24 protein-coding genes and 5 tRNA genes are annotated in these 25,059 nt (G+C 71.5%); 20 read left to right on the forward strand and 9 right to left on the reverse strand.

Going from position 1 to position 25,059, the window contains the following annotated elements:
- Window positions 1-277: 277 nt before the first annotated feature.
- The 9 genes from ACIQMX_RS29490 to ACIQMX_RS29530 all read left to right on the forward strand — a co-directional run bounded on the left by ACIQMX_RS29490 (window position 278) and on the right by ACIQMX_RS29530 (window position 4,349).
- On the forward strand, window positions 278-469 hold the full coding sequence (locus ACIQMX_RS29490; RefSeq protein WP_363067711.1) for a hypothetical protein: 192 nt from the start codon (window positions 278-280) through the stop codon (window positions 467-469).
- Window positions 470-709: 240 nt separating this feature from the next.
- The gene (locus ACIQMX_RS29495; protein ID WP_148021035.1) at window positions 710-1,486 is read left to right on the forward strand and encodes a fumarylacetoacetate hydrolase family protein; all 777 of its coding nucleotides are present in this window, start codon (window positions 710-712) and stop codon (window positions 1,484-1,486) included.
- A complete protein-coding gene (gene gltX, locus ACIQMX_RS29500) occupies window positions 1,479-2,951 on the forward strand; it encodes a glutamate--tRNA ligase (RefSeq protein WP_402482597.1) in 1,473 nt (490 codons plus the stop codon). Before ACIQMX_RS29495 ends, gltX begins: the two co-directional genes overlap by 8 nt.
- Window positions 2,952-3,045: 94 nt before the next feature.
- Window positions 3,046-3,765, forward strand: coding sequence for an HAD family hydrolase (locus ACIQMX_RS29505; protein ID WP_402482600.1), 720 nt, complete (start codon window positions 3,046-3,048; stop codon window positions 3,763-3,765).
- Window positions 3,766-3,851: 86 nt separating this feature from the next.
- Window positions 3,852-3,923, forward strand: a tRNA-Gln gene (locus ACIQMX_RS29510).
- A gap of 35 nt (window positions 3,924-3,958) precedes the next feature.
- A tRNA-Glu gene (locus ACIQMX_RS29515) sits at window positions 3,959-4,031 on the forward strand.
- 60 nt (window positions 4,032-4,091) lie between these two features.
- Window positions 4,092-4,164, forward strand: a tRNA-Glu gene (locus ACIQMX_RS29520).
- Window positions 4,165-4,176: 12 nt separating this feature from the next.
- Window positions 4,177-4,248, forward strand: a tRNA-Gln gene (locus ACIQMX_RS29525).
- A 28-nt stretch (window positions 4,249-4,276) separates the two neighbouring features.
- A tRNA-Glu gene (locus ACIQMX_RS29530) sits at window positions 4,277-4,349 on the forward strand.
- A gap of 89 nt (window positions 4,350-4,438) precedes the next feature.
- Here the strand turns inward: ACIQMX_RS29530 and ACIQMX_RS29535 are convergent.
- A complete protein-coding gene (locus tag ACIQMX_RS29535) occupies window positions 4,439-5,080 on the reverse strand; it encodes a MerR family transcriptional regulator (RefSeq protein WP_363067705.1) in 642 nt (213 codons plus the stop codon).
- Between the two features lie 88 nt (window positions 5,081-5,168).
- Between ACIQMX_RS29535 and ACIQMX_RS29540 the strand changes: the two genes are divergently transcribed.
- Complete coding sequence (locus tag ACIQMX_RS29540) at window positions 5,169-5,666, forward strand: DUF4188 domain-containing protein (protein WP_402482603.1); 498 nt, start codon at window positions 5,169-5,171, stop codon at window positions 5,664-5,666.
- 62 nt (window positions 5,667-5,728) lie between these two features.
- Here the strand turns inward: ACIQMX_RS29540 and ndgR are convergent, their stop codons facing one another.
- Complete coding sequence (gene ndgR, locus ACIQMX_RS29545) at window positions 5,729-6,445, reverse strand: IclR family transcriptional regulator NdgR (RefSeq protein ID WP_003966003.1); 717 nt, start codon at window positions 6,443-6,445, stop codon at window positions 5,729-5,731.
- Between the two features lie 174 nt (window positions 6,446-6,619).
- On the opposite strand from ndgR, the gene leuC reads away from it, so the two are divergent.
- From leuC to ACIQMX_RS29565, 4 genes are all read left to right on the forward strand, one after another.
- Window positions 6,620-8,044: a 3-isopropylmalate dehydratase large subunit gene (gene leuC / locus ACIQMX_RS29550; protein WP_363067701.1), complete on the forward strand. Its 1,425-nt coding sequence runs from the start codon at window positions 6,620-6,622 to the stop codon at window positions 8,042-8,044.
- Window positions 8,045-8,049: 5 nt separating this feature from the next.
- Window positions 8,050-8,643, forward strand: coding sequence for a 3-isopropylmalate dehydratase small subunit (leuD, locus tag ACIQMX_RS29555; RefSeq protein WP_363067699.1), 594 nt, complete (start codon window positions 8,050-8,052; stop codon window positions 8,641-8,643).
- Between the two features lie 104 nt (window positions 8,644-8,747).
- Entirely contained in the window at window positions 8,748-8,975 is a 228-nt protein-coding gene (locus ACIQMX_RS29560; RefSeq protein ID WP_363067697.1) for a hypothetical protein, read from the forward strand.
- A gap of 143 nt (window positions 8,976-9,118) precedes the next feature.
- Window positions 9,119-9,796 (forward strand): HU family DNA-binding protein, encoded by a 678-nt coding sequence (locus ACIQMX_RS29565; protein WP_363067695.1) that lies wholly within the window; start codon window positions 9,119-9,121, stop codon window positions 9,794-9,796.
- An 83-nt stretch (window positions 9,797-9,879) separates the two neighbouring features.
- Here the strand turns inward: ACIQMX_RS29565 and ACIQMX_RS29570 are convergent, their stop codons facing one another.
- Window positions 9,880-10,083 carry a hypothetical protein gene (locus ACIQMX_RS29570; protein WP_219571306.1) on the reverse strand — a complete coding sequence of 68 codons (204 nt, stop codon included), beginning with the start codon at window positions 10,081-10,083 and terminating at the stop codon, window positions 9,880-9,882.
- A gap of 10 nt (window positions 10,084-10,093) precedes the next feature.
- On the reverse strand, window positions 10,094-10,777 hold the full coding sequence (gene cofC / locus ACIQMX_RS29575; RefSeq protein WP_363067693.1) for a 2-phospho-L-lactate guanylyltransferase: 684 nt from the start codon (window positions 10,775-10,777) through the stop codon (window positions 10,094-10,096).
- A gap of 160 nt (window positions 10,778-10,937) precedes the next feature.
- Between cofC and ACIQMX_RS29580 the strand changes: the two genes are divergently transcribed.
- The 3 genes from ACIQMX_RS29580 to ACIQMX_RS29590 all read left to right on the forward strand — a co-directional run bounded on the left by ACIQMX_RS29580 (window position 10,938) and on the right by ACIQMX_RS29590 (window position 13,932).
- Window positions 10,938-11,690, forward strand: a complete 753-nt coding sequence (locus tag ACIQMX_RS29580; protein WP_363067691.1) for a lysophospholipid acyltransferase family protein — start codon at window positions 10,938-10,940, stop codon at window positions 11,688-11,690.
- A complete protein-coding gene (locus tag ACIQMX_RS29585) occupies window positions 11,687-12,697 on the forward strand; it encodes an NAD(P)H-dependent glycerol-3-phosphate dehydrogenase (protein ID WP_363067689.1) in 1,011 nt (336 codons plus the stop codon). Before ACIQMX_RS29580 ends, ACIQMX_RS29585 begins: the two co-directional genes overlap by 4 nt.
- A 77-nt stretch (window positions 12,698-12,774) precedes the next feature.
- Entirely contained in the window at window positions 12,775-13,932 is a 1,158-nt protein-coding gene (locus ACIQMX_RS29590; RefSeq protein ID WP_363067687.1) for a D-alanine--D-alanine ligase family protein, read from the forward strand.
- Between the two features lie 58 nt (window positions 13,933-13,990).
- Here the strand turns inward: ACIQMX_RS29590 and ACIQMX_RS29595 are convergent, their stop codons facing one another.
- Both ACIQMX_RS29595 and ACIQMX_RS29600 read right to left on the reverse strand, forming a co-directional pair.
- Window positions 13,991-14,479: a DUF3515 domain-containing protein gene (locus tag ACIQMX_RS29595; protein WP_402482612.1), complete on the reverse strand. Its 489-nt coding sequence runs from the start codon at window positions 14,477-14,479 to the stop codon at window positions 13,991-13,993.
- 20 nt (window positions 14,480-14,499) lie between these two features.
- Window positions 14,500-14,733: an Lrp/AsnC family transcriptional regulator gene (locus ACIQMX_RS29600; protein ID WP_028802415.1), complete on the reverse strand. Its 234-nt coding sequence runs from the start codon at window positions 14,731-14,733 to the stop codon at window positions 14,500-14,502.
- A 309-nt stretch (window positions 14,734-15,042) separates the two neighbouring features.
- Here ACIQMX_RS29600 and ACIQMX_RS29605 point away from each other — a divergent pair, with 309 nt between their 5' ends.
- Both ACIQMX_RS29605 and thiD read left to right on the forward strand, forming a co-directional pair.
- Window positions 15,043-16,014 (forward strand): thiamine-phosphate kinase, encoded by a 972-nt coding sequence (locus ACIQMX_RS29605; RefSeq protein ID WP_363067683.1) that lies wholly within the window; start codon window positions 15,043-15,045, stop codon window positions 16,012-16,014.
- A 10-nt stretch (window positions 16,015-16,024) separates the two neighbouring features.
- On the forward strand, window positions 16,025-16,843 hold the full coding sequence (gene thiD, locus ACIQMX_RS29610) for a bifunctional hydroxymethylpyrimidine kinase/phosphomethylpyrimidine kinase (protein ID WP_402482617.1): 819 nt from the start codon (window positions 16,025-16,027) through the stop codon (window positions 16,841-16,843).
- A 152-nt stretch (window positions 16,844-16,995) separates the two neighbouring features.
- Here thiD and rpmB read toward each other — a convergent pair whose 3' ends face one another.
- Window positions 16,996-17,181 (reverse strand): 50S ribosomal protein L28, encoded by a 186-nt coding sequence (gene rpmB, locus ACIQMX_RS29615; protein ID WP_003965989.1) that lies wholly within the window; start codon window positions 17,179-17,181, stop codon window positions 16,996-16,998.
- A gap of 256 nt (window positions 17,182-17,437) precedes the next feature.
- Between rpmB and ACIQMX_RS29620 the strand changes: the two genes are divergently transcribed.
- Window positions 17,438-19,069: a DAK2 domain-containing protein gene (locus ACIQMX_RS29620; protein ID WP_402482619.1), complete on the forward strand. Its 1,632-nt coding sequence runs from the start codon at window positions 17,438-17,440 to the stop codon at window positions 19,067-19,069.
- Between the two features lie 1,089 nt (window positions 19,070-20,158).
- Here the strand turns inward: ACIQMX_RS29620 and ACIQMX_RS29625 are convergent.
- Both ACIQMX_RS29625 and ACIQMX_RS29630 read right to left on the reverse strand, forming a co-directional pair.
- Entirely contained in the window at window positions 20,159-23,083 is a 2,925-nt protein-coding gene (locus tag ACIQMX_RS29625) for a tetratricopeptide repeat protein (protein ID WP_402482621.1), read from the reverse strand.
- Window positions 23,080-24,960, reverse strand: coding sequence for an HSP90 family protein (locus tag ACIQMX_RS29630; protein ID WP_402482624.1), 1,881 nt, complete (start codon window positions 24,958-24,960; stop codon window positions 23,080-23,082). The genes ACIQMX_RS29625 and ACIQMX_RS29630 overlap by 4 nt, the downstream gene beginning before the upstream one ends.
- Window positions 24,961-25,059 lie beyond the last annotated feature (99 nt).

A 25,059-nucleotide genomic window follows, 5' to 3' on the forward strand; every position in this document is an offset into this window, starting at 1 on the left:
TGAGGGTGAATCAGGTCGGCGGGGCCGGTGTCCCAGTCGACATGATCAGGAGCGGAATGGATCATTCAGTGATGCAATGTCCGTTTCTTCCTGGCGCACCGGCCGCCCGAATTGACGGGATTGCCCGCCGCTTCGTGAGCAAACTCACAGGATGATCGCCGTCTCTTCCGGACCTTCGGAGGGAATTGGATGTTTAGCCTGACGCTTTACAGGGATGGCAAAACCGACAACCGGCGCCCCTCCGGGGGCGCCCCTACCGACAGGGTCCGTACGGCAGATGAAGACGACGATGATGTTCCGCAACATTGCCAACCCCCGGCGCACCACGCTGGCGCACCTCAAGGACGCCGAAGCGCTGCAGACGCCGCAGCAGCCGGAGCACGCAGTCGACCTGCCGACGCAGACGGCCAACCCGCGCCGCACGATCCTCATGACCGCCCCCGCGGCCGTCACCGCCGCCGCGGAGTAACGCACGCGGCTCGGCCCCTCACGAGCGCCGGCGCCCCGCCCGGCGGGGTTTGCCCCGTCGAGCCGCCCGGCACGCGCGCCCGTCGCCGAAACGCCCACGTGGCTCCGCCACCAGGGCGCTCGGCCCCTTGCGATCGCACGCGCCGGACCACGCCCCTTCCGGGGCAAACCCCGCCGGGCGAGGCGATAGCCTGGAGTGTCAGTCTTCAGCCACCCAGCAAGTGAGGGGCGACAGCAACCCGTGCGCATCGCCAGGTTCTCCATCGACGGCAATGTCGCCTTCGGCGCGGTCGAGGGCGACGGGCCCGACGGTCTCGTCCTCGACATCATCAAGGGCATCCCGTACGCCGACTTCGAGCTCTCCGGGACCAAGGTCCCGCTGAGCAAGGTCCGGCTGCTGCCGCCGGTGCTCCCCAACAAGGTCGTGGGCATCGGCCGCAACTACGCGGAGCACGCGGCGGAACTCGGCAACGAGGTCCCCGACGTCCCCGTCGCCTTCTTCAAGCCCACCACCTCGGTGATCGGCTCCGGCGACGCCATCGAGTACCCCTCCTTCTCCGAAGAGCTGCATCACGAGGCCGAGCTGGCCGTGGTCATCGGCCGGATGTGCCGCGAGGTGCCCCGGGAGCGGGTCAAGGACGTCATCTTCGGCTACACCTGCGCCAACGACGTCACCGCGCGCGACGCCCAGAAGCGCGAGAAGCAGTGGGCCAGGGCCAAGGGCTTCGACACCTCCTGCCCGCTGGGCCCCTGGGTGGAGACCGACCTCGACCCCGGCGACCTCGCCATCCAGGCCACCGTCAACGGCGAGCAACGCCAGCTCGGCCGGACGAGCGACATGATCCGCTCCATCGAGGACCTGGTCGTCCACATCACGGAAGCCATGACGCTGCTTCCGGGCGACGTGATCCTCACCGGCACTCCGGCAGGGGTCGGACCCCTCCACGTCGGCGACGAGGTCGCCGTCACCATCGAAGGCATCGGCACTCTCACCAACAAGGTGATCAAGCGTGGTTAACGCACCAGTCCGCGTACGTTTCTGTCCCTCCCCGACCGGCAACCCCCACGTGGGCCTCGTCCGGACGGCTCTCTTCAACTGGGCCTTCGCCCGGCACCACCAGGGCACCCTGGTCTTCCGCATCGAGGACACCGACGCGGCGCGCGACTCCGAGGAGTCGTACGAGCAGCTCCTCGACGCGATGCGCTGGCTCGGCCTCGACTGGGACGAGGGCCCCGATGTCGGCGGCCCGCACGCCCCGTACCGCCAGTCGCAGCGCATGGACATCTACAAGGACGTCGCCGAGAAGCTCCTCGCCGCCGGCCACGCGTACCACTGCTACTGCACCACCGAGGAGCTCGACGCCCGCCGCGACGCCGCCCGCGCCGCCGGCAAGCCGTCCGGCTACGACGGCCACTGCCGTGACCTGAGCGCGGAGCAGAAGGCCGCGTACGAGGCCGAGGGCCGGACTTCCATCGTCCGCTTCCGGATGCCCGACGAGGCGCTGACCTTCACCGACCTGGTCCGCGGCGACATCACCGTCCAGCCGGAGAACGTGCCGGACTACGGCATCGTCCGCGCCAACGGCGCCCCGCTCTACACGCTGGTCAACCCGATCGACGACGCGCTGATGGAGATCACCCACGTCCTGCGCGGCGAGGACCTGCTCTCCTCCACCCCGCGACAGATCGCCCTGTACGCGGCGCTCACCGAGCTGGGCATCGCCAAGCGGACCCCGGAGTTCGGCCACCTGCCGTACGTCATGGGCGAGGGCAACAAGAAGCTCTCCAAGCGCGACCCGCAGGCCTCGCTCAACCTGTATCGCGAGCGCGGCTTCCTGCGCGAGGGGCTGCTCAACTACCTCTCGCTGCTCGGCTGGTCGATCGCCGAGGACCGGGACATCTTCGACATCGACGAGATGGTCGCGGCGTTCGACATCAAGGACGTCAACGCCAACCCGGCCCGCTTCGACCTCAAGAAGGCCGAGCACATCAACGCCGAGCACATCCGCAAGCTGGATGTGAAGACGTTCACCGAGGCGTGCGGCCCCTGGCTGCAGGCCCCGTTCGCCCCCTGGGCCCCGGAGGCCTTCGACGCGGACGTGTTCGCGGAGATCGCCCCGCACGCCCAGACCCGGGTCACGGTCCTCTCCGAGATCACGGCCAACGTCGACTTCCTCTTCCTGGACGAGCCGGCGACCGACGAGGCGTCCTGGGCCAAGGCGATGAAGGAGGGCTCCGACGCCCTCCTCGTCACGGCCCGCGCCCAGCTGATCGCCGCCGAGTGGAACGCGGACGCGCTGAAGGCCGCCGTCCTCGCCGCCGGCGAGGAGCACGGACTGAAGCTCGGCAAGGCGCAGGCCCCGGTCCGCGTCGCCGTCACCGGCCGCACCGTCGGCCTGCCGCTCTTCGAGTCCCTGGAGATCCTGGGCCGCGAGCGCACGATCGCCCGCATCGACGCGGCACTGGCGAAGCTGGCCGCGTAGCGACGCGGAAGACCGCAAAGGGACGGGCCCGGCAGCCGCGCACGGCGGCCGCCGGGTCCGTCCGTCCGTGGTGGCCGGCGCGTAGAGTCGGATCATGCCGATCAGAGCTGTCCTCTGGGACGTGGACGACACACTCTTCGACTACACGACGGCCGCCGCCACCGGCATGTCCCGGCATCTCGCGACCGAGGGACTGCCCGAGAGCTACACCACCGCCGACGAGGCCCTCGAAGCGTGGGCACGGCTCACGCGCATCCACTGGCAGCGGTTCTCCGACGGGGAGACCGACTGGCAGGGCCAGCGCCGGGACCGGGCCAGGGCCTTCCTCTCACGCCCGCTGGACGACGCGGCGGCCGACGCCTGGTTCGAGCGCCACATCGCCCACTACGAGGCCGCCTGGGCGCTCTTCCCGGACGCCGTTCCCGCGCTCGACGCGCTGAGCGGGGTCTACCGGCACGCCGTGCTGTCGAACTCCGCCCTGGAACAGCAGCACCACAAGCTGACCGTGCTGGGGGTGCGCGACCGCTTCGAGACCGTCCTGTGCGCGGCGGAGCTGGGCGTCTCCAAGCCTGCCCCCGAGGCGTTCCTGGCCGCCTGCGAGGCGCTGGACCTGCCGCCGGAGGAGGTCGTCTACGTGGGGGACGAACCCGACATCGACGCCCGCGGCGCGGTGGCCGCCGGTCTCGCGGGCATCTGGCTGGACCGGTACGGCCGGGGCGGACGGCCCGAACTCGTCCGGATCACGGCCCTCGATCAACTGCCCGGCCTGCTGTCAGGCAATACCCGTTTTGGAGCGCCGGACACCTTCGGGTAATGTTCTTCCTGCGCCGCCCAAGCGGAACGAAAGATCCGGACGGGAAGCGCAGACAGAGACAATACCCCTCAAGGGTTGCGTTTCAGTGGGCTATGGTGTAATTGGCAACACTACGGTTTCTGGTACCGTCATTCTAGGTTCGAGTCCTGGTAGCCCAGCGCAAGACAGCAAGACAAGTAAGTTGCAGGAACAAGCCCCCGTTGTGTAGCGGCCTAGCACGCTGCCCTCTCACGGCAGTAGCGCCGGTTCAAATCCGGTCGGGGGTACAGATCCTTCCCGCGAGAACACCTGGGTCGCACCCATGTTCTTGATGCAGGATCGCTAGGGCCCCCGTTGTGTAGCGGCCTAGCACGCTGCCCTCTCACGGCAGTAGCGCCGGTTCGAATCCGGTCGGGGGTACTTGTAACACCATGGGCTATGGTGTAATTGGCAACACTACGGTTTCTGGTTCCGTCATTCTAGGTTCGAGTCCTGGTAGCCCAGCGCAACACAAGCAAGTCGCAGTATCCAAGCCCCCGTTGTGTAGCGGCCTAGCACGCTGCCCTCTCACGGCAGTAGCGCCGGTTCAAATCCGGTCGGGGGTACAACAGAGCAACAGGCGAAGGCCCTTCACTCCGGTGAGGGGCCTTCTGCTTGTGTGCGCGGGCCGTTCACGGCCCGTGCGTGAGCCGGCTCACAGCCCGTACCGCCGGGCGGACTCCTCCTCCTGGGCCAGCCGTCGCAGCGCCGCCATCATCGGTTCGTACAGCACCGCGGAGGCGACCGCCATCTCCACCTGTTCCGTCTGTGTGGGGTACGTCTCCATCAGGTCCAGATCGCGCACCGCCGCCGCGTGCATGAGGCGTGCGTACTCCACCATCCGGTCGACCGGGCACGGGTATCCGAGGCGGAACAGGGTGGCCAGGGACGCCACCAGTGAGCGGTGCGAGGGGGAGAGCGAGCCGATCTCCCGCGCCGTCGACCATCCCAGCCGCTCCAGAAGCTGCTCGACCTCGGCGGTGGCCAGCGCCGTCTCCGGGGCCTCCTCGTCGGGCTCGGGGCCGTGCGGCAGCGACCACAGGGCCGCGCCCAGCCGGATCGTCCGGCCCAGGGACTCGTCGTCCGCGTGCTTCAGCACCTCGCGGGCCGTGGCCACGGGCAGGCGGCCCACCTGGAGGAGCGCCCGGACCAGTCGCAGGCGGCGCACATGGCTGTCGCCGTACTCGGCCTGTGTCGCGCTCACCCGCTGCCCCGGCGGCAACAGTCCCTCGCGCAGGTAGTACTTGATCGTCGCCGTGCTGACGCCGCTCTGCTCACTCAGCTCCGAGAGCCGCATTCTGTCCCCTCCCTTGCGCCGCCTCACGTGCGGTGCCACGATCCAACCATTGGATAGTTCCACTCTCCAACGAAGTCAGGGGGCCCGCATGTTTGCGAAACCGATTCCGGGACGGACGACCGCGGCGGCCGAAGGGGAGGTGGTGATCCTGCTGATCGGCATGCGCATCAATCATTTCCGGGGAGTGCACCACTGGCTCCCGGTCCTCCTCGCGATGCCGCGCCTGCTGCGGGAGTTGGGCCGGGACAAGAGCCGGGGCCTGCTCGGGTACCAGCTGCTGACCGGCTCGCCGAGGACGTACTACGTCGTCCAGTACTGGGAGTCGAAGGAGAAGCTCTACGCGTACGCCGTGGCACCGGACATGCTCCACCGCAAGGCGTGGGCGATGATCAACCGCAAGGAGAAGAAGTCCCGGCAGCACGTGGGGCTGTGGCACGAGACCTATGTGGTGCCCGAGGGCGGCTACGAGTCCATCTACGCCGATATGCCGGCGTACGGACTGGCCGCGGCGACCGGGTCGCTGCCGATCGAGGGGCGGGGCCGCCGTGCGGCGGACCGGCTCGCGCATCGTTCCGGCGCGAAGTGAGGTTCTGAAGGGGGCCGCCACGACGCTGGGGCGGCCTCGGGTGAAGGGGTACGGAGCGTCGCTCAGCCGGTGCGGCGGAGCGCCTCGCTCAGCCGGGCGGCCGAGTCGATGACGGCCTGGGCGTGCATCCGGCCCGGGTGGCGGGTCAGCCGTTCGATCGGTCCGGAGACCGAGACCGCCGCGACCACCCGGTTCGAGGGGCCGCGAACCGGGGCGGAGACCGAGGCGACGCCCGGTTCCCGCTCGCCGATCGACTGGGCCCAGCCCCGGCGCCGTACGCCGGAGAGCGCCGTCGCCGTGAAGCGGGCGCCCTGGAGGCCCCGGTGGAGGCGCTCCGGCTCCTCCCAGGCCATCAGGATCTGGGCGGAGGATCCCGCCTTCATCGTGAGCGTGGAGCCGACCGGCACGGTGTCCCGCAGGCCGGACAGCCGCTCCGCCGCCGCCACGCAGATGCGCATGTCGCCCTGCCGGCGATAGAGCTGGGCGCTCTCGCCGGTGATGTCGCGGAGATGGGTGAGCACCGGTCCCGCCGTGGCGAGCAGCCGGTCCTCGCCCGCCGCGGCGGCGAGCTCCGACAAGCGGGGGCCGAGAATGAAACGGCCCTGCATGTCCCTTGCCACCATGCGGTGGTGTTCCAGTGCCACGGCCAGCCGATGAGCCGTGGGTCGTGCGAGCCCGGTCGCCGCTACCAGCCCGGCGAGGGTGGCCGGTCCGGACTCCAGGGCGCTCAATACCAGAGCTGCCTTGTCGAGAACGCCGACGCCGCTAGAGTTGTCCATACGACGATACTCCCGTCTCACTCTGTGAAACGCAAGTTCAATTTTCCAGGGAAGTTGCGAACCTGTACGGGCGGCCCCACAACGGCCCGTAGCCACCGCCCCGCACGGGGGTCCGGACGGGGGCGCACCGAATCTCTAGTTGGGCCGGCGACGACGCCGGCCGGAGGGAAAGCGATGGGTAGGACACTCGCGGAGAAGGTTTGGGACGACCATGTCGTCCGGCGCGCCGAAGGTGAGCCCGACCTCCTCTACATCGATCTGCACCTGCTGCACGAGGTGACCAGCCCGCAGGCCTTCGACGGTCTGCGGCAGGCCGGACGCCCGGTGCGGCGCCTCGACCTCACCATCGCCACCGAGGACCACAACACCCCGACCCTCGACATCGACAAGCCGATCGCCGACCCGGTCTCCCGCGCTCAGCTGGAGACCCTGCGCAAGAACTGCGCGGAGTTCGGCGTCCGGCTGCACCCGCTGGGCGACGTCGAGCAGGGCGTCGTGCACGTGGTCGGCCCGCAGCTGGGCCTGACCCAGCCCGGCACCACGGTCGTCTGCGGCGACTCCCACACCTCCACGCACGGTGCGTTCGGCGCCCTCGCGTTCGGTATCGGCACCAGCCAGGTCGAGCACGTGCTCGCCACCCAGACGCTGCCGCTGGCCCGCCCGAAGACGATGGCGATCACCATCGACGGCGAACTGCCCGACAGCGTCACCGCCAAGGACCTGATCCTCGCGATCATCACGCGGATCGGCACCGGCGGCGGCCAGGGCTACATCATCGAATACCGCGGCTCCGCCATCGAGAAGCTCTCGATGGAGGCCCGGATGACCATCTGCAACATGTCGATCGAGGCCGGTGCGCGGGCGGGCATGATCGCCCCCGACAAGACCACCTTCGACTATCTGCAGGGCCGGGACCACGCCCCGCAGGGCGAGGACTGGGACGCGGCCGTCGCGTACTGGAAGACGCTGCGCACGGACGACGACGCGGTCTTCGACGCCGAGGTGGTCATCGAGGCCGCCGAACTGGCGCCGTTCGTCACCTGGGGCACCAACCCCGGTCAGGGCGCGCCGCTGTCGGCCAACGTCCCCGACCCTGCTTCGTACGAGGACGCCTCGGAGCGCCACGCCGCCGAAAAGGCCCTGGAGTACATGGGGTTGACCGCCGGGCAGCCGCTGCGCGAGATCAACGTCGACACCGTCTTCGTAGGCTCCTGCACCAACGGCCGGATCGAGGACCTGCGCAACGCGGCCGCGGTCCTGGACGGCCGCAAAGTCGCCGACGGCGTACGGATGCTGGTCGTCCCCGGTTCCGTCCGGGTCGCCCTGCAGGCCGTGGAGGAGGGCCTGGACAAGGTCTTCACCGCCGCCGGCGCCGAATGGCGGCACGCGGGTTGCTCGATGTGCCTGGGCATGAACCCCGACCAGCTGGCCCCCGGCGAGCGCTCCGCCTCGACCTCGAACCGCAACTTCGAGGGCCGGCAGGGCAAGGGCGGCCGTACGCACCTGGTCTCCCCGCAGGTCGCCGCCGCCACCGCCGTGCTGGGCCATCTGGCCTCGCCGGCCGACCTGTCCGACGTCCGTACGCCCGCCGGAGTCTGAGAATCATGGAAGCTTTCACCGCACACACCGGCCGGGCCGTCCCGCTGCGCCGCAGCAACGTAGACACCGACCAGATCATCCCCGCCCACTGGCTGAAGAAGGTCACCCGGGACGGCTTCGAGGACGGGCTCTTCGAGGCCTGGCGCAAGGACGAGAACTTCGTCCTCAACCGCCCGGAGCGCAAGGGTGCCTCGGTCCTGGTGGCCGGTCCCGACTTCGGCACCGGCTCGTCCCGCGAGCACGCCGTCTGGGCGCTCCAGAACTACGGCTTCAAGGCCGTCATCTCCTCCCGGTTCGCCGACATCTTCCGCGGTAACTCGCTGAAGAACGGGCTGTTGACCGTGGTCCTGGACCAGCAGGTCGTCGACGCCCTCTGGGAGCTGACGGAGGCCGACCCGACGGCCGGGATCACCGTCGACCTGGAGAAGCGGCAGGTCCTCGCGGAGGGCGTCACCGCCGACTTCGAGCTCGATGAGAACGCCCGCTGGCGGCTGCTGAACGGGCTGGACGACATCAGCCTCACCCTTCAGAACGAACCGGACATCGCGGCCTACGAGGCGGCCAGGCCGGCCCACAAGCCCCGTACAATTAACGCCTGAGCAGCGCGTTTCCCGGACTGCGCCCCCTGCCTTCTGGTAGGGGGCGCAGTCGCTTGTTGAGACCCCGTCGGGCGACAACTCGCCCCAGATGGCACAATCGGTGCATGGAACGCGACAGCCAACTCAAGCTTTACGGCCAAGTCGCCGACCAATTGAAGGAAGCGCACTCACGAGTGCGTGCACTGCAAGTCCCGGAGAGCGTACGGATGGCGCTGAACCGGAAGCTGTTGGTCGTCACGGCCGCGGCAAAGCACGATCTACCGGATGCGGCAAGGCGTCTGGACCGGTTGATGAAGGACCTCGATGAGGGCCGATTCCCCGAAGGTGACTGACTCTGCGGAACTGCGCAGCGGTCGACTTCGTTGCGGCACTAGGGTGATTAGCCCGTTTCGTGTTTGATTTGCGGTATATATCTGCCTAACGTGCGAAAAAGCCTGAACAGTTTCGTTCGGGCGATGTCTCCGAAGGGGAAGACGTGAACAAGGCGCAGCTCGTAGAAGCGATTGCCGACAAGGTCGGCGGCCGTCAGCAGGCCGCGGACGCCGTCGATGCGGTGCTCGACGCGATCGTTCGTGCGGTTGTCGCAGGTGACCGGGTTTCGGTCACCGGCTTCGGCTCGTTCGAGAAGGTCGACCGCCCGGCCCGTTACGCCCGCAACCCGCAGACGGGTGAGCGCGTACGGGTCAAGAAGACCTCGGTGCCCCGCTTCCGTGCGGGACAGGGCTTCAAGGACCTGGTGAGCGGCTCGAAGAAGCTCCCCAAGAACGACGTGGCCGTGAAGAAGGCCCCCAAGGGCAGCCTCTCGGGCGGTTCTTCCACCCGTACGACGGCCAAGGCCGCAGCCAAGAAGGCCACCGCCAAGAAGGCCGTGGCGAAGAAGGCCGCCACCGCCAAGAAGGCCGTGGCGCCCGCGAAGAAGGCCACGGCCACCGCCAAGAAGGCCACCGCGAAGAAGACGTCCGCGGCGGCGAAGAAGACCACGGCGGCCGCGAAGAAGGCGACCCCGGCGGCGGCGAAGAAGACGACGGCCGCCAAGAAGGCCGTCGCGGCCAAGACCGCGCCCGCCAAGAAGACCACGGCGAAGAAGGCGCCCGCGAAGAAGACCACCGCGCGCAAGACCACGGCCAAGAAGGCCACTGCACGCAAGAAGTGAGGACCGGAACCTCAGGGCTCCTCACACACGCGCCGGGCCGGGCTCCCCTCGGGGAGCCCGGCCCGCGGGCTGTTCCGGGGCGCTCAGAACGTCTGCAGCGTGACCAGGGTGATCCGCAGCGCGGCACCCTCGCCCTGCCCCTCGATCCGCACGCGCTGCCCCGGACGCAGCAGCCGCAGGCCGCCGGCGTCGAAGGCCGGTGCGTCGAAGTCCACCGGGGTGCCGTCGTCGAGCAGCACGCTGCCGGTGCGGGTCTCGGGGTCGTACGTGTACGAGGTCGCCTGCATGGGCGGCAGCCTATCGGTCCGCCGCCCGGACCCCCGCGGCCCAGCGTCCCGCCGTGTACGGGCCGACGCCCAGCGCCAGCGCGGCCCGCAGGTCCTCGCCGGTGTCCACGTCCTGGCGTACCGAATCGATTCCGGAGAGCGTGATCTCCACCGCACCCGACGCCAGGTGCCGGGCCCTGGACGGGCCGCCGAAATGCGGGCGCAATTCCACTCCCGGGCCGGCGGCGAGAAATGTCGTCCCGATTCCCGCGGCATCGCACACGAAAGCCCGGGGAAAAGCGGCAGAAAATTCGAGTACGCGAGACAATTCCACCGGCCGGAGCGCGGGCAGATCGGCGTTGAGCGCGGCGAGGGCGGCCCGCGGCCGGCCCGCGCGCACCACGCGTTCACCGTGTGCGAGCGCGGCGTTGAGCCCGGCCGCCGGGACGTCGGCCACGATCCTGGCCCCGAGCGCCGCCAGCGCCGCCCCGGCCGCCGTGTCGTCCGTGACGACCACCACATCGGCGACCTCCGGGCAGGACAGCGCCGCGGACACCGTGTCCCGGGCGAACGCCAGGGCGAGCCGGGGCCGCAACAGGGCGCCGGAAGCGGGCGTCAGCCTGCTCTTCGCCCGCGCCAAGGGCTTCAACGGGACGACCAGTGACCAGGGGCCGGTCGGGTCGGTGTTCGTGGCGGTCTCCCCCTCGGTGCGCATGGCCGCCTATTCTCGCCTGCCGGTGCGACAACCCGGAGGGTCGGTCCCGAAGGTGAGGCGTACGGTGTTCTCGACAGAGCAGGGGCCTGGGGCGAGACTTGACCGTCGGTAGTCGGTCAGCAGTCGGCTCCACAGTCAGGCCATAGAGGAAGGTGTCCGAGTGTCCCGCCGCAGAATCGGCTTCTGGTACCGCCTGGCAGCGGTCATCGCGAAACCGCCGCTGGTGATTCTGTTCAAGCGCGACTGGCGGGGAATGGATCACATTCCGGCCGACGGCGGATTCATCACCGCGGTCAATCACAACTCCTACCTGGACCCGCTTTCCTACGGGCATTTCCAGTACAACACCGGACGGGTGCCGCGGCTCCTCGCCAAGGCGGGCCTCTTCAAGACGCCCTTCGTCGGGATGATGCTGCGCGGTACCGGCCAGATCCCCGTGTACCGCGAGACCACGAACGCGCTGGACGCCTTCCGGGCCGCCGTCGACGCCATCGAGCGCGGCGAGTGCGTTGCCTTCTACCCCGAGGGCACCCTCACCCGTGACCCCGACATGTGGCCCATGGCCGGCAAGACCGGCGCCGCGAGGGTCGCGCTGATGACCCGTGCCCCGGTCATCCCCGTCGCCCAGTGGGGCGCCAACCTGGCGGTGCCGCCCTACGCCACGGAGAAGAAGGTCCGCCTCTTCCCCCGCAAGACCCTCCGGGTCCAGGCGGGACCGCCGGTCGACCTCTCCCGGTTCTACGACCTGGAGCCGACGCCCGACGTGCTGCGCGAGGCGACCGAGGTCATCATGCTCGCGGTCACCGCGCAGCTGGAGGAGGTGCGCGGCGAGAAGGCGCCCGCCGCGCCCTACGACCACCGCAAGGCCCGTGCACAACAACGGCGCAAGGCCGAAGGAGAGGGAACCAAGTGACGCACCCCGTGAAGGCAGCCGTCTTCGGAACCGGCTCATGGGGTACGGCCTTCGCCATGGTCCTCGCCGACGCGGGCTGCGAGGTCACCCTCTGGGGGCGCCGGGCCGAGGTCGCCGAGGCCGTCAACACGACCCGTACCAACCCCGACTACCTGCCGGGTATCGAACTCCCCGCATCGGTCCGGGCCACCACGGACGCCGCCGAGGCGCTGCGCGGCGCCGACTTCGCCGTGCTCGTCGTGCCCTCCCAGACGCTGCGCGCCAACCTCGCCGACTGGGCCCCGCATCTGGAGCCGCAGACCGTCCTGGTCTCTCTGATGAAGGGCGTCGAACTCGGCACCGCGAAGCGGATGAGCGAGGTCATCGAGGACGTCACACAGGTCTCCGCCGACCGCATCGCCGTCGTCAGCGGCCCCAACCTCGCCAAGGAGATCGCCGAACGCCGCCCCGCGGCAGCGGTCGTCGCCTGCCAGGACGAGTCCGTCGCACGCCGTCTCCAGGCCGCCTGCCACACCTCGTACTTCCGCCCGTACACCAGCACCGACGTGGTCGGCTGCGAACTCGGGGGCGCCGTCAAGAACGTCATCGGGCTGGCCGTCGGCATCGCCGACGGCATGGGGCTCGGCGACAACACCAAGGGCTCGCTCATCACCCGCGGTCTCGCCGAGACCATCCGCCTCGGTGTGGCCATGGGCGCCGACCCGCTGACCTTCTCCGGACTCGCGGGCCTCGGCGACCTGGTGGCGACCTGCTCGTCGCCGCTCTCGCGCAACCACACCTTCGGCACCAACCTCGGCCGCGGCATGACGCTCCAGGAGACGATCGCCGTCACCAAGCAGACCGCCGAAGGCGTCAAGTCGTGCGAATCCGTGCTCGACCTGGCCCGCCGGCACGGAGTCGAGATGCCCCTCACCGAGACGGTCGTCAGCATCGTCCACGAGGGCAAGCCGCCGATGGTCGCGGTCAAGGAACTGATGGCGCGCAGCGCCAAGGCCGAACGGCACTGAGAAGCTGACCCCGTTCGGCCCCGGACGGCCCCGGCCGCGCTGACGCGGCCCGTACCAGCAGGTACGCTCATCGCGATATGAGCAGCGAGAACCTCCCCCAGAGTACGGAGCAGCAGCTCCGCAAGGCGCGTGTGGCCGTCGTGTTCGGCGGCCGCAGCTCCGAACACGGCATTTCGGTGGTCACGGCCGGTGCGGTCCTGAACGCCATCGACCGGACGAAGTACGACGTCCTGCCGATCGGCATCACGACGGACGGCCGCTGGGCGCTCACCGCCGACGCACCCGAACGCATGGCCATCACGGACCGGAAGATGCCCGACGTGGCGCAACTGGCCGAGTCCGAAGAGGGCGCAGTGGTGCTCTCCGTCGATCCCGGCAGCCGTGAAGTGGTCTACAGCGAGCCCGGGTCGGTCCCCAAGGCGCTCGGCGAGGTCGACGTCGTCTTCCCCGTCCTGCACGGTCCCTACGGTGAGGACGGCACGCTCCAGGGCCTCCTGGAGCTCTCCGGTGTGCCGTACGTCGGCGCCGGTGTCCTCGCCTCGGCGGTCGGCCAGGACAAGGAGTACATGAAGCGCGTCTTCACCTCCTTCGGGCTCCCCGTCGGGCCGTACCTGGTCGTGCGCCCCCGCGAGTGGGAGAGCGACCCCGGGGGTGCCCGCGAGCGCATCACGGACTTCGCCGGCGAGCACGGCTGGCCGCTCTTCATCAAGCCCGCCCGGGCCGGCTCCTCCATCGGCATCACCAAGGTCGACGACGCCTCCGGTCTCGACGAGGCGATCGAGGAGGCCCGCCGCCACGACCCCAAGTTCCTGGTGGAGTCGCTGCTGCGCGGCCGCGAGATCGAGTGCGGGGTGCTGGAGTTCGAGGACGGTCCGCGCGCCAGCGTGCCCGCCGAGATCCCGCCGGTCACCTCGCACGACTTCTACGACTTCGAGGCCAAGTACATCGACGCGGCGTCCGGCATCGTGCCCGCCCCGCTGACCGACGAGGAGACCGCCGAGGTCCAGCGGCTCGCGGTCGAGGCCTTCGAGGCCGCCTCCTGCGAGGGGCTGGTGCGTGCCGACTTCTTCCTCACCGAGGACGGCGGCTTCGTCATCAACGAGATCAACACCCTGCCGGGCTTCACCCCGATCTCCATGTACCCGCGGATGTGGCAGGAGAGCGGCGTCAGCTACGGGCAGCTGGTGGACCGGCTCATCCAGGCGGCGCTGGACCGCCCGACCGGCCTGCGCTGAGCGGCACCGGGACGGCCGAGGGGGTGCGCTCCGGGCGGAGCGCACCCCCTCGCAGCCCTTACAGACCGCTGGGAACGGTCTTCTTGACCGGTGCGGCGAAGGCGGCCAGCGGCGTCGCGTCGTGCGCGTACGCCTCCGAGAACGTGACCTCGACGTACGCCTTGCGCAGCGTGGTCGTGAACCTGGGGCCGTCGTCCTCCCGTTGCTCCAGCAGCCAGTTGACGCCGTCGGCCTCGGTTGCCTTCGCCTGTGAGTCGTTCATCTTCGCGGGGCGCGCGACACCGCAGCGCAGTACGATCGCCCCGTCCCCCCACCCGGCGGTCAGATCCGAACGGGGCGCGGGATCCGTGCGCTCCAGACCGGCCACGGAACGCGGCAGCTCCTTGTGCAGGGCGCGGCAGTAGGCTGCGGCTTCCGAGGACGGCGTGGGCACCGTGACCGATGCCGACGGATCCGAGGAAGAGCAGCCCACCGCGGCCAGGAGCACCAGGGCGGCGGTCGGACCGAGGAGCACGGGGTGGGGGAGCCGGCGGCAGGAAGATGTCACCGGTCCAGCGTAGACGGGGGCTACAGGTGAACGACCGGACAGGTCAGGGTTCGGGTGATGCCGTCCACTTGCTGGACCTTGGCGACCACCATGCGTCCGAGTTCATCGACCGTGTCGGCCTGGGCCCGCACGATCACGTCGTAGGGGCCGGTGACGTCCTCTGCCTGGATCACTCCCGGAATCTTGGAGATGGTCTCGGCGACTGTCGACGCCTTGCCCACCTCGGTCTGGATAAGGATGTACGCCTGTACCACGGAACCTCCAGGGCGGCCACGAGGATCATGTGGGGGAAAGGGACGCCACGTTATCGCGTTGCCGTGGGCCGCGGGGAGACCTGCGGGCCGGATGACGCCCACAGCGTGGCGTACACAACACACAAGTTGACGTATCTCTTGACAGTACCGACAGCAGTGACGGCCCGCGACCGCAAGCTCAGCGGCGCGGACGGGGGACAGGCGGGACAGGTGTGCCCGTGACCGCCAGGGCGGTGCACGGTCCGGACACCCGGCCGCTGAAGCAGGGCCGGACGCGTGTCCGGCCCCATAGATGAGAGGTGAGACTCGGTGAAGGGAACCGTGGGCGAGTTGGGGGAGTTCGGGCTCATCAGGGAATTGACCTCCCGGCTCACCACCACTCCGGCGGTACGGCTGGGCCCCGGCGACGACGCCGCGGTCATCACCGCTCCCGACCGCAGGGTCGTGGCCAGCACGGACATCCTGCTGGAGGGACGGCACTTCCGGCGTGACTGGTCGACGGCGTACGACGTCGGCCGCAAGGCCGCCGCGCAGAACCTCGCCGACATCGCGGCCATGGGCGCCGTGCCCACCGCGCTGCTCCTCGGCCTCGTCGTCCCCGCCGAACTCCCGGTCACCTGGGCCGGGGAGCTGATGGACGGCCTCCGCGACGAGTGCCAGGTCGCGGGGGCGGCCGTGGTCGGCGGCGACGTGGTGCGCGGCGACACCATCACCGTCGCGATCACCGCGCTCGGCGATCTGCGCAACCACGAGCCCGTCACCAGGGCGGGCGCCCAGCCCGGAGATGTCGTCGCGGTCACGGGATGGCTCGGCTGGTCCGCCGCCGGGTACGCCGTGCTCTCGCGCGGATTCCGCTCGCCCCGCGCCTTCGTGGAGGCCCACCGCCGCCCCGAACCGCCGTACCACGCGGGTCCCGCGGCGGCCGGACTCGGCGCCACGGCGATGACCGACGTCAGCGACGGGCTCGTCGCCGACCTCGGCCACATCGCCGAGGCCAGCAAGGTCCGCATCGACCTGCGTTCCGGGCTGATCGACATCCCGTCCCAGATGTCGGACATCGGGCAGGCCGTCGGCGTGGACCCGCTCCAGTGGGTCCTCACCGGAGGCGAGGACCACGCGATCGTCGCGACGTTCCCGCCGGACGTGAAGCTGCCGGCCCGCTGGAAGGTGATCGGCGAGGTCCTCAACCCCTCCGCGCTGCCGCAGGTGACGGTCGACGGGGCGCCCTGGACGAACAAGAGCGGCTGGGACCACTTCGGTGACATCGAGGACGCCCAGTAGATTGCGGCGTATGCCGATACCCTCCGCACCCTCCGCCGTACCGCCCCGCGTGCTCACCGTCGCCGGATCCGATTCCGGCGGCGGTGCGGGCATCCAGGCCGACCTGAAGACGATGCTGGCGTTCGGTACCCACGGCATGAGCGTGCTGACCGCCGTCACCGCGCAGAACTCGCTGGGCGTGCAAGGCGCCTGGGAACTGCCCGCCGAGGCCGTACGGGCCCAGTACCGCAGCGTCGTGGACGACATCGGTGTGAGCGCGGTCAAGACCGGCATGCTGTCGTCGACGCCGCTCGTCGAGACCGTCGCCGCGCTCCTCGCCGATACGGACGCCCCCGTCGTCGTCGACCCGGTCGGCGTCTCCAAACACGGGGACCCGCTGCTGGCCGCCGAGGCGCTCGACTCCGTCCGTACGAAACTGCTGCCCGTCGCGACCGTGGCGACCCCGAACCTCGACGAAGTGGCACAGCTCACCGGCATCACGGTCGCCGACGAGGCCGGAATGCGGCAGGCCGCGGCCGCGCTGCTCGGGTACGGGCCCCGCTGGGTCGTCGTCAAGGGCGGTCATCTGCCGGGCGAACCCGTCGACCTGCTCACGGACGGCACCGAGGAACACTGGCTGCGCGCGCCCCGTCACGACAACCGCCACACCCACGGCACGGGCTGCACGCTCGCCTCCGCCATCGCCTGTGGACTGGCCCTGGGCCAGGACGTGCCCACGGCGGTACGGGCAGCGAAGACCTATGTCACCGGCGCGATCATGGCGGGCTTCCCGCTGGGATCGGGGATCGGCCCGGTCGACCACGCCTGGCGGCTGCGGGACGACCGCTGACCCGCTTCCGCGTGGAGGCACGGGCTTCCACGCGGAAGCACGGGCTCCTGCGTGGGAGCGCGGGCTCCTGCGCGGAAGCACAGCAAAAAGCCGGTCCACCGAGGTGGACCGGCTTTTTGGGCAACCGGTAGGGCTGCGCTACGACGGGAACGTCAGCGCGCGACCTTGCCGGCCTTGATGCACGAGGTGCAGACGTTGAGCCGCTTCGGCGTCCGCCCGACCACGGCACGCACGCGCTGGATGTTGGGATTCCAGCGACGGGACGTACGGCGGTGCGAGTGCGAAATGCTGTTGCCGAAGCTCGGCCCCTTGCCGCAAACGTCGCAGTTGGCAGCCACGGGTCACTCCAAAACTTCAGATGCACTTACAGTGAATTCCGGCACGCCGGATTCATTGACTGAAGTGGCGGTACCGGGGGATGTTCCCGACTTCGTCGGGCAACCGAAGCAGCATACAACGGCTGCGTCGGAGATACGAAACTACCATGGGTGCACAGGCACCCGCCCCGCCCCTTCCGTCGGCCGGAGCCGGTGCCGCGCACTAGTCTGCGGTGCAGCCCGCCGTCCCGGTACGTGTTTCGAGGAGGACCATCAGGTGCCGCAGACCGCCGACGACCTGGACGCCGTCGCGGTGCGTACCTGGTGCTCACTGGCGCTGGACGCACTGGGCCGGGAACGCGAGGCCATCGACGCGATCAACGTGTATCCCGTGGCCGACGGCGACACCGGCACCAATCTCTACCTGACCGTGGAATCCGCGGCGGCGGCCGTCGAGGCCGTCTTCGCCGCCCACGAGACCGGCTTCTCGGCCCCTTCCACCGCCGACGCGGTCCGCGCCATGGCGCACGGGGCGCTGATCGGGGCCCGGGGGAACTCCGGCACGATCCTGGCGCAGCTGCTGCGCGGCATGGCCGAGGTGCTGGCCCAGGGAGCGGGCGCCGGGCGGCTGTGCCTCGCACTGACCAGGGCCGCCGCCTCGGCCCGCGAAGCGGTCGCGCACCCGGTCGAGGGCACCGTCCTGACCGTGGCCGCCGCGGCCGCCGAGGCTGCGGAACGGGTGGCGGCCGGCGCCGGGGCGCCCGCCGTGGTGCGGGCGGCGTACGAAGGGGCGCGGACGGCCCTGGACGCGACCCCGGAGCAGCTCGCCGTCCTCGGCAGGGCCGGGGTCGTCGACGCCGGCGGGCGAGGGCTGGTCGCGGTGCTCGGTGCGCTGGTCGAGGCGGTGTCGGGCCGGGCCCCGGAACGGACCTACGAGACGCCGGCCCTCGCTCCCGTTCCGGCTGCCGTCGCGGACTGCCCTGCGGGCGACGATCCGCAGGACGGGCCGGCCTTCGAGGTCATCTACCTGCTGGAGGCCGGGGACGAGGCGGTGGAGCGGCTGCGCACCCGGCTCGACGGGCTGGGCGACTCCCTCGTGGTGGTCGGCGGCGACGGGTTGTGGAACGTCCATGTGCACGTCGACGACGCGGGAGCGGCGGTGGAGGCCGGTGTCGAGGCCGGGCGGCCGTACCGCATCCGGATCACCCACTTCGCCGCGGACCGGCTGCACGCCCGCCCCGAGCCCGCCCAGCGCGCCGTCGTCGTGGTCGTCCCGGGCGACGGCCTCGGCGGCCTGTGTGCGGAGGCCGGGGCGACGACGGTGCTCGCGCGGCCCGGGGAGCCCCCGGCCAGCGGTGAACTCGTGGACGCCATCCGCCGCGCGCACGCCCGCGAGGTGGTGCTCCTGCCCAACGACGGGGACCTGCGCCACACCGCGGCGGCCGCCGCCGAGCAGGCCCGGGCCGAGGGCATCCGGGTCGCCCTCATCCCCACCCGGGCGGCGGTCCAGGGCATCGCGGCCCTGGCCGTCCACGAACCGGACCGCAGCTTCGACGAGGACGTCGTCGCGATGACCGCGGCGGCCGGCGCCACCCGCTACGCCGAACTGGCCGTCGCCGAACGGCAGTCCTGGACCATGGCGGGCATCTGCCAGGCCGGCGACATCCTGGGCCTGATCGACGGCGATGTCGCCGTCATCGGCGAGGACGTGCCCGAAACGGCCCGGAAGGTCCTCGACCGGATGCTGGCGGCAGGCGGCGAACTGGTCACCCTGGTCCTCGGGGAGGACGTCCCCGGCACCCTGGCCGACATGCTGGAGGAGCACGTCCGCGAGGGCTACCTGGCGGTGGACACGGTGGTCTACCGCGGCGGCCACCAGTGCGCTCCGCTGCTGATCGGCGTGGAGTAGCCCCGCCCGCAGGCGCGTCCCCACCCGTCGGCCGGCGTCCGGCCAACGGGCACCGGCCGTTTCCCGCCGGGGGCGGCCGCACCCGGCGAGCCCGCCCCGCGTGGGAGGCGGAAGCGTTCCGTAGCGGACCGGGGCGGAGGACAGGCCCGTCCGGCGAGTGAGGACGAAGCCGTCCGTCGCGGACCGGGGTTCGGGACGAGCCCGTCCGGCGCTGGAGGACGGGCCGTGGCGATGAGGGCGAGACGTCGCGCCGGACGCGCCGGGCGTTGCGCGAGACGTCGCGCCGGAGGGCTCCGGGGCGTTGGGCCCTGGCGGCCTTTCTCACCCGGGCCTTACGTGTCCGCGGCCGCCCCCGCCACGGCCAGGGCGGGGCCGCGTAACGCCCGCCCCGCCGGGCCGCCCGGGCCGCCCCGCCCCGGCCGCTACGCCGTGGCGGCTGCCCCGCTACGCCTTGGCGGCCCGGGCGTTACGCGTCCCCGGCTGCCCCCGCCACGGCCGGATGGGCCGTAGCGCCTCGGCCGGACGCCCGGGGTTTACGGCCCCGGGCGCTACGCCTTCGCCTGGGCCGGGTGGGTCGGCCTCGCGCTGCGCGAAGCTTGGCGTTACCTCTCACGGGCGCTGCGTCGGGCGGTAGGGATCCGCCTCCGCGTCCGCCTGGGCCGGACCGCGCTGGGCGTTACGCCTCCGGGGCCGTCAGGGCGGACCGCGCTGGGCGTCACGCCTCCGGGGCCGTCTTCGCCTGGGCCGGATGGGCCGGGCCTCTGCGCTGTGCGAACCCTGGCGTTACCTCTCCCGGTGCGCCCAGGCCACGGCTGGGCGGACGGGGACACGTGCCTTCGCCTGAGCCGGATAGGCCGGACGGTGAGCTGTGCGCTACGCCTCCGAGTCCGCCACGGGCTGACCGCGCTGGGCGCTACGCCTCCGCGTCTGCCACGGCCGGACCGCGCTGGGCGTTACGCGCGGGGGCGGGTGCCGAGCGGTCGAGTCGAGGGCGGACGCGGCCTGGGCCGCCCGGGCCAGGCGAAGGCACAGCGCCCGGGGCCGCCCAGCCATGGCGGGGGCGGGAGCGGCCGCCGAGGCGGAGGCGGCCTACGCCCCCGCCACGTAACCCCGTAGCGACTCCACCTCCGACCGCCGCGCGTCCGCCGTCTCGTCCGTGCCCGCAGGCACCCCCTCGTACGCCGCGAGGACCTCGGCGGTCCGGCCCAGCGCCGCTTCCGTGCGGCCCAGGTCCGCCTCCAGCCAGGCGGCCATCAGGTCGGCGGCCGTGCGCTGGTCCAGATGGCCTTCGCCGGCGGCGGCGAAGGCCGCCGAGGCCCGGCCCGCGTAGCCGAGCGCCTCCTCGTACGCCAGCCGCGCCGGATCGTCCGCGGCCTCGGCCGGCTCGCCCTCGCACGCGTGGGCGAGCAGTTCGGCGGTCTGGCGGTACGTGTCCGCCAGATCGGCCCGGAGCCGCGCGTTCTCGCACTCCCGTTCCGCCTCGGCCATGAACGCCCGCGCCGTGACGAGCCCCGGCCGTCCCTCACGGACCGCGATCCAGGCACGCACCCGCAACGTCCGGACCAGTGCGGGAACGTCGCCCAGCGCCCGCCACAGCTCCCCGGCGCGCTCGTACGCCTGCTCGGCCTCCGGATTCATGTCCGCCCGGTACAGCGCCTGTCCGGCGAGCTGGGCGAGCATCGCGTGGTCATGCTGCTCCGGCCAGCCGCTCGCGATCTCCGCCGCCCGCAGCCAGTGTTCCGCCGCCGCCCGTGGCTCACCCAGTGTGGACAGCCCGTCGCCGAGCCACCACAGCGTCTGGACCACCATGCCCTCCCCGTGGTCCTCGGCCGAGACATCGGGAAGCACGGCCTCCAGCACGGCCGCGGCCTCCGCCGCCCGGCCCAGCCGGAGCAGCCAGCCGCCGAGCTGATGCCGGGCGTGGACCCCCACCGTGGCGCTCTCGCCCGCCTCGTCCGCCCAGTGCGCCGCGTCGAGGGCCTGCTCCGCCGCCTCGTCGAACCGGCCCGTCGCGCCGAGCGCTTCGGCGAGGATCAGATGCAGCCGGCTCCGCCCCGCGCCGGACAACGACCCGGCTCCGTGCTCCAGGGCCGCCCGCGCGGCCCGCTCCGCCGTCCCGTGGTCGTCGAGCTGCGCCGCGATCCGGGCAGCCCCGGCCTCGTACTCGACCGCGTACCACGGCAGTTCCGCCTCGGTCAGCTCGGCGGCCGCCCGTGTGTACAGATCAACCGCCGCCGGACCGTCGCCCCGGTGCGCCGCGAGGTCCGCGAGGAAGCCCAGCGCCTCGGAGATGCGGGTGGCCACCCTCTCCCGCCCGGGCAGGGGTTCGGCGAAGGCGAGCACCTCGCGGGCAGCCTGCTCCAGGGCGGCGGCCGCCGCGTCCCCGGACTCCTCGTCCACGGCCCGGAACAGCCGCTGCTGGAGGACCCGGGCCCGGCAGACCAGCACGCCGCTCGCCTGCCGGCCCGTGGCGACGCCCTCCGCGTGCAGGGCCAGAGCCCGCTCCACGAGCCCGACGATCTCCGCCGCCGCCTCGTCGACGGCGCCGTCCTGCATCGAGCGGAGGAAGACACCCCTGGCCTCCGCCGCGACGGCCTCGCCCCGGTCACCGGCCTCCCCGTACAGCCGGGCGGCCGTCCGGAAGGCATCGGCCGCCTCGGCGGGAGGCAGCGAGCCGTCCATCGCACGGTGGTCCTCCACGTTCGCCCGGTCGCGGGCCGTCAGGGCGCCGGCCTCACCGGGCTGCCCGGCCCGCTCCGCGACCGCCCGCCAGGCGGACCCGGCATCCGGATGCCGGGCGTCCGAGAGCCGGTGCGCCTCGGCCAGCAGCCCGGCCAGGTCCGGCGCGGGTTCCGCCGCGGCGGGCGCCACCGCGGAGACCGGCGGAGCGGACGGAGCCGCGAGCCGGACCGCCCGTACGCCCAGAGGCAGCCGGTCCAGCAACGGACGGCGTGCCAGACGTTCCCGCACCTGCTCGCCGACGTAGCCGTTGCCGTTGCGGGCGTCGAAACGGGCCGCCAGGGCCAGTGCCCGGTCCCTGGCCTCGACGGCCAGCGACGCGGCGGTCCAGTCCGTACCGGCAGGGCCCGGTACGGACTGCGCGCCGTGCCCCAGTCCGGTCAGCCGGTCCATCAGCACGGCGGTGACGGCCAGGAAGTCCATCAGGCTCCCGGGATTCCCGCGGTCGGTGAAGTACGCGGGCCGGTCCGCCAGGATCTCCAGCGCGCGCGGCTCGTTGCCCGTCAGCGCACAGAACTCGACGTGCAGCGCGACCGAGTACCGCATGCTCTCCATCGGCCGCACCATCCGGTACCCGCGCAGGTGATGCGCGCGGGCCTGCTCCGCCCGGCCCGTCCGCAGGAGCGGAAGAAGGGAGGCGGCCAGCACCGCGTGCGGCTCGTGCGCGCAGACGTGCTCACCCTCCAGCACCGGCGCCCAGGCCGCCAGCGCCTCCTCGTCCAGCCCCCGCAGCGCCTGCCAGCTGCCCTGCTCGTGCAGCTCGCAGGCGTGGCAGTTGGCCATCCGGTCCCGGTCCGCCGCCTGCCAGGCGGTGTACGCCCGCCCGGCCCGCTCCAGATCGCCCAGATGCCGGGCGATCTCCAGCTCGCCCTGGCGCACCGCCCGCTCGGAATGCCCGGCGAGCCGGTAGCGGTGCTCCATCTCGCCCTGCCACTTCTCGATGGCGGCGAGCGGGATGTGCGGCTGGTCGACCATGGAGCTGGAGACCCACTTGAACATCCAGAAGAGATGGTGGGTCATGAACGGGTCGAAGTCGCCCGGCCGTTCGTCCCACAGCTTCAGCAGCCGTGCGAACGGGACGAACATCTTGTCCTTCTCGGAGCTGTAGTTGTAGACCTGCAGCTGATGGACGAGGGCTTCGACCAGCAGCGCCGCGTCCCCGCTCTGCTCCGCATCGGCCAGCAGCCGCTCCGCCCGGGCGTTGCGCGCGGGCCCCTCCGGCTCCTCCTGGTTGTCCCGCAGCGCCTGGCGGATCGTCGTGACATCGGCGCTCATCGGCCGTCCTCCTCAGGGTTCGCGGGGGAGTGCCCCGGGGCGGCGGGATGCGTGGCCCACTCCAGCAGGCCGAGGAACGCCCGGTTCACCAGCGCCGAGTCGGCCGGCCGCAGCGGCCGCTGCGCCATCAGCAGCGCCTGCCCGTACAGCGCCTCCGTCGCGGTCACCGCCAGCTCCGGGCTGTCCAGCGAACTGATCCGGCGGATCAGCGGATTGAGATGGTTCAGTACGAGCCGGGCCCGGGGCGCGCTGCCGCGCAGCGAGCCCAGAATGCCCGCCCAGAGATCGTCCGCCTGCTCCTCGGCCTCGGCGCGCGCCTGCTCGTGGCGGGCCGAACGGTCGTCCAGGTGCAGCGCCGGCACCGTCAGCGGATGGAAGGCGCGCAACGCCACGTCGCAGCCCAGCGGATCCAGCCGGGCGCGCGCCGCCGTGAGGAACGCGCCGAGCGCCAGCTCCTCCTGCGGGTCGACGGAGTCCAGGTGTGCGGTGACCGTGTCCGCGTCCAGCTCCGCGACCACCGTCCCGGGCCTGGCGGAAGGCAGCCGCTCGACCAGCTCGGTGTCGTACGTGTAGCCGCCGTTGACCACGCCGATGCCCTGCGCGGAGGCGATCGGCGCGACCTGCCGGAACTCCTCCACGGTCCGGGTGAAGTGCACCACCGGATGACGCCGGGCGAACTCCTCCAGCGACAGCCGTCCGTCCGTCGTCTCGAACGGCAGCCACGGCAGCATCGTGCGCAGCATGGCGCTGTCGTGCCGGGCGAGCGACTTCACACCGAGGTGGTGCACCGACAGGAACTCCGCCAGCCGCTCCGGATCGCCGGCGGCCAGCCCCGTGAGCCAGTCCCTGATCCGCTCGCCCAGCGCGTCCCGTACCGCCGCCAGGGTCTCGTCCGCGTACAGCGCCTCCCGCGAGGCGGTGGGCCGCAGACTGTCCGTGTCGATGACGCACCGCACGAAGAACGCCCACTCGGGCAGCAGCTCGTCCGCCCGGTCCGTCAGCAGCATTCCCTTCAGATGGACCCGGTGGCCCGCGCGCTGCGCCGGACTGACGGCGGACGGCAGGACATGGGCCACCCCGCGGATCCCGGCGATCGGCAGATCGAGATCGATCGTGTCGAGCGGCGTGAAGCCGAACTGCTCGTGGCAGTGGCGCGCCAGCGCCACCCGCCGCCCCGCCGGGCTCGCGTACGCGCGGTCCCACGGCGCCGGCAGCTCGGTGACGGCCGCGTCGCCGACCCGTACGTCGAAGGGCAGCAGCGAGCCGAAGTCCCGGGCCAGTGCGAGCACCCGCTCCTCGGACAGCCACTCCGCGCTGCCCGGCCGGGCCGTCAGATGAACGGTGGTGCCCGGCTCGGGACGCGCACTGCCGGGAAGCGTACGGACGGTGTACGAACCGTCGTCACGGGCACACCACTCCACCGGCGGCGCGTCGGGCGTCCGCGCGGAACGGCTCACCACCCGGATCTCCGCCGCGACGACGAAGCAGGCCAGCAGCCCGATGCCGAACTGGCCGAGGAACTCCCGGCGCGCCGAGGCGAGACCCTCCGCCCCGTCCCGCTTGGAGCTGCGGCCGATCGTGGCGAGCAGGCTGTGCACATCGGTCTCGGTCAGCCCGATGCCGCTGTCCTCGACGCGCAGCCGGCCGTCCTCGGCGTACAGCCGCACGAGAGCGGGCGCGTCCGGCTGTCCGGCCCGTCGGGCCGTGATGGCGTCCACGGCGTTCTGCAGCAGTTCGCGCAGGTAGACCCGGGGAGAGGAGTAGAGGTGATGGGAGAGGAGGTCGACCAGTCCGCGCAGATCCACCTGGAAGGTGTGCGGCTCCTGGACGGCGTCGGATTCGGTGGAAGCGGAATTCGCTGAGGTCTCAGATGTCATCGTCGCAGCGCCGGTGGGGGGCGACAGCGCGGGTCGGGCGATCCCTCGACGGGTGATCGCGAACGAGAGGCGTGGGAGCCGATCCTAGAGTTGCGGGCA

The sequence above is a fragment of the Streptomyces sp. NPDC091416 genome (assembly GCF_044756845.1).
Taxonomy (GTDB): Bacteria; Actinomycetota; Actinomycetes; order Streptomycetales; family Streptomycetaceae; genus Streptomyces.

What these genes read in the sequence shown, in the direction of transcription:
- ACIQMX_RS29560 (WP_363067697.1), top strand. Translation starts at nt 8,748, where the DNA reads ATGGAACGCGACAGCCAACTCAAGCTTTACGGCCAAGTCGCCGACCAA.
- cofC (WP_363067693.1), bottom strand. Translation starts at nt 10,777, where the DNA reads ATGCGCACCGAGGGGGAGACCGCCACGAACACCGACCCGACCGGCCCC.
- ACIQMX_RS29535 (WP_363067705.1), bottom strand. Translation starts at nt 5,080, where the DNA reads ATGCGGCTCTCGGAGCTGAGTGAGCAGAGCGGCGTCAGCACGGCGACG.
- thiD (WP_402482617.1), top strand. Translation starts at nt 16,025, where the DNA reads ATGCCGATACCCTCCGCACCCTCCGCCGTACCGCCCCGCGTGCTCACC.
- ACIQMX_RS29505 (WP_402482600.1), top strand. Translation starts at nt 3,046, where the DNA reads ATGCCGATCAGAGCTGTCCTCTGGGACGTGGACGACACACTCTTCGAC.
- ACIQMX_RS29570 (WP_219571306.1), bottom strand. Translation starts at nt 10,083, where the DNA reads ATGCAGGCGACCTCGTACACGTACGACCCCGAGACCCGCACCGGCAGC.
- ACIQMX_RS29540 (WP_402482603.1), top strand. Translation starts at nt 5,169, where the DNA reads ATGTTTGCGAAACCGATTCCGGGACGGACGACCGCGGCGGCCGAAGGG.
- leuD (WP_363067699.1), top strand. Translation starts at nt 8,050, where the DNA reads ATGGAAGCTTTCACCGCACACACCGGCCGGGCCGTCCCGCTGCGCCGC.
- ndgR (WP_003966003.1), bottom strand. Translation starts at nt 6,445, where the DNA reads ATGGACAACTCTAGCGGCGTCGGCGTTCTCGACAAGGCAGCTCTGGTA.
- ACIQMX_RS29590 (WP_363067687.1), top strand. Translation starts at nt 12,775, where the DNA reads ATGAGCAGCGAGAACCTCCCCCAGAGTACGGAGCAGCAGCTCCGCAAG.
- ACIQMX_RS29630 (WP_402482624.1), bottom strand. Translation starts at nt 24,960, where the DNA reads ATGACATCTGAGACCTCAGCGAATTCCGCTTCCACCGAATCCGACGCC.
- ACIQMX_RS29490 (WP_363067711.1), top strand. Translation starts at nt 278, where the DNA reads ATGAAGACGACGATGATGTTCCGCAACATTGCCAACCCCCGGCGCACC.
- ACIQMX_RS29625 (WP_402482621.1), bottom strand. Translation starts at nt 23,083, where the DNA reads ATGAGCGCCGATGTCACGACGATCCGCCAGGCGCTGCGGGACAACCAG.
- leuC (WP_363067701.1), top strand. Translation starts at nt 6,620, where the DNA reads ATGGGTAGGACACTCGCGGAGAAGGTTTGGGACGACCATGTCGTCCGG.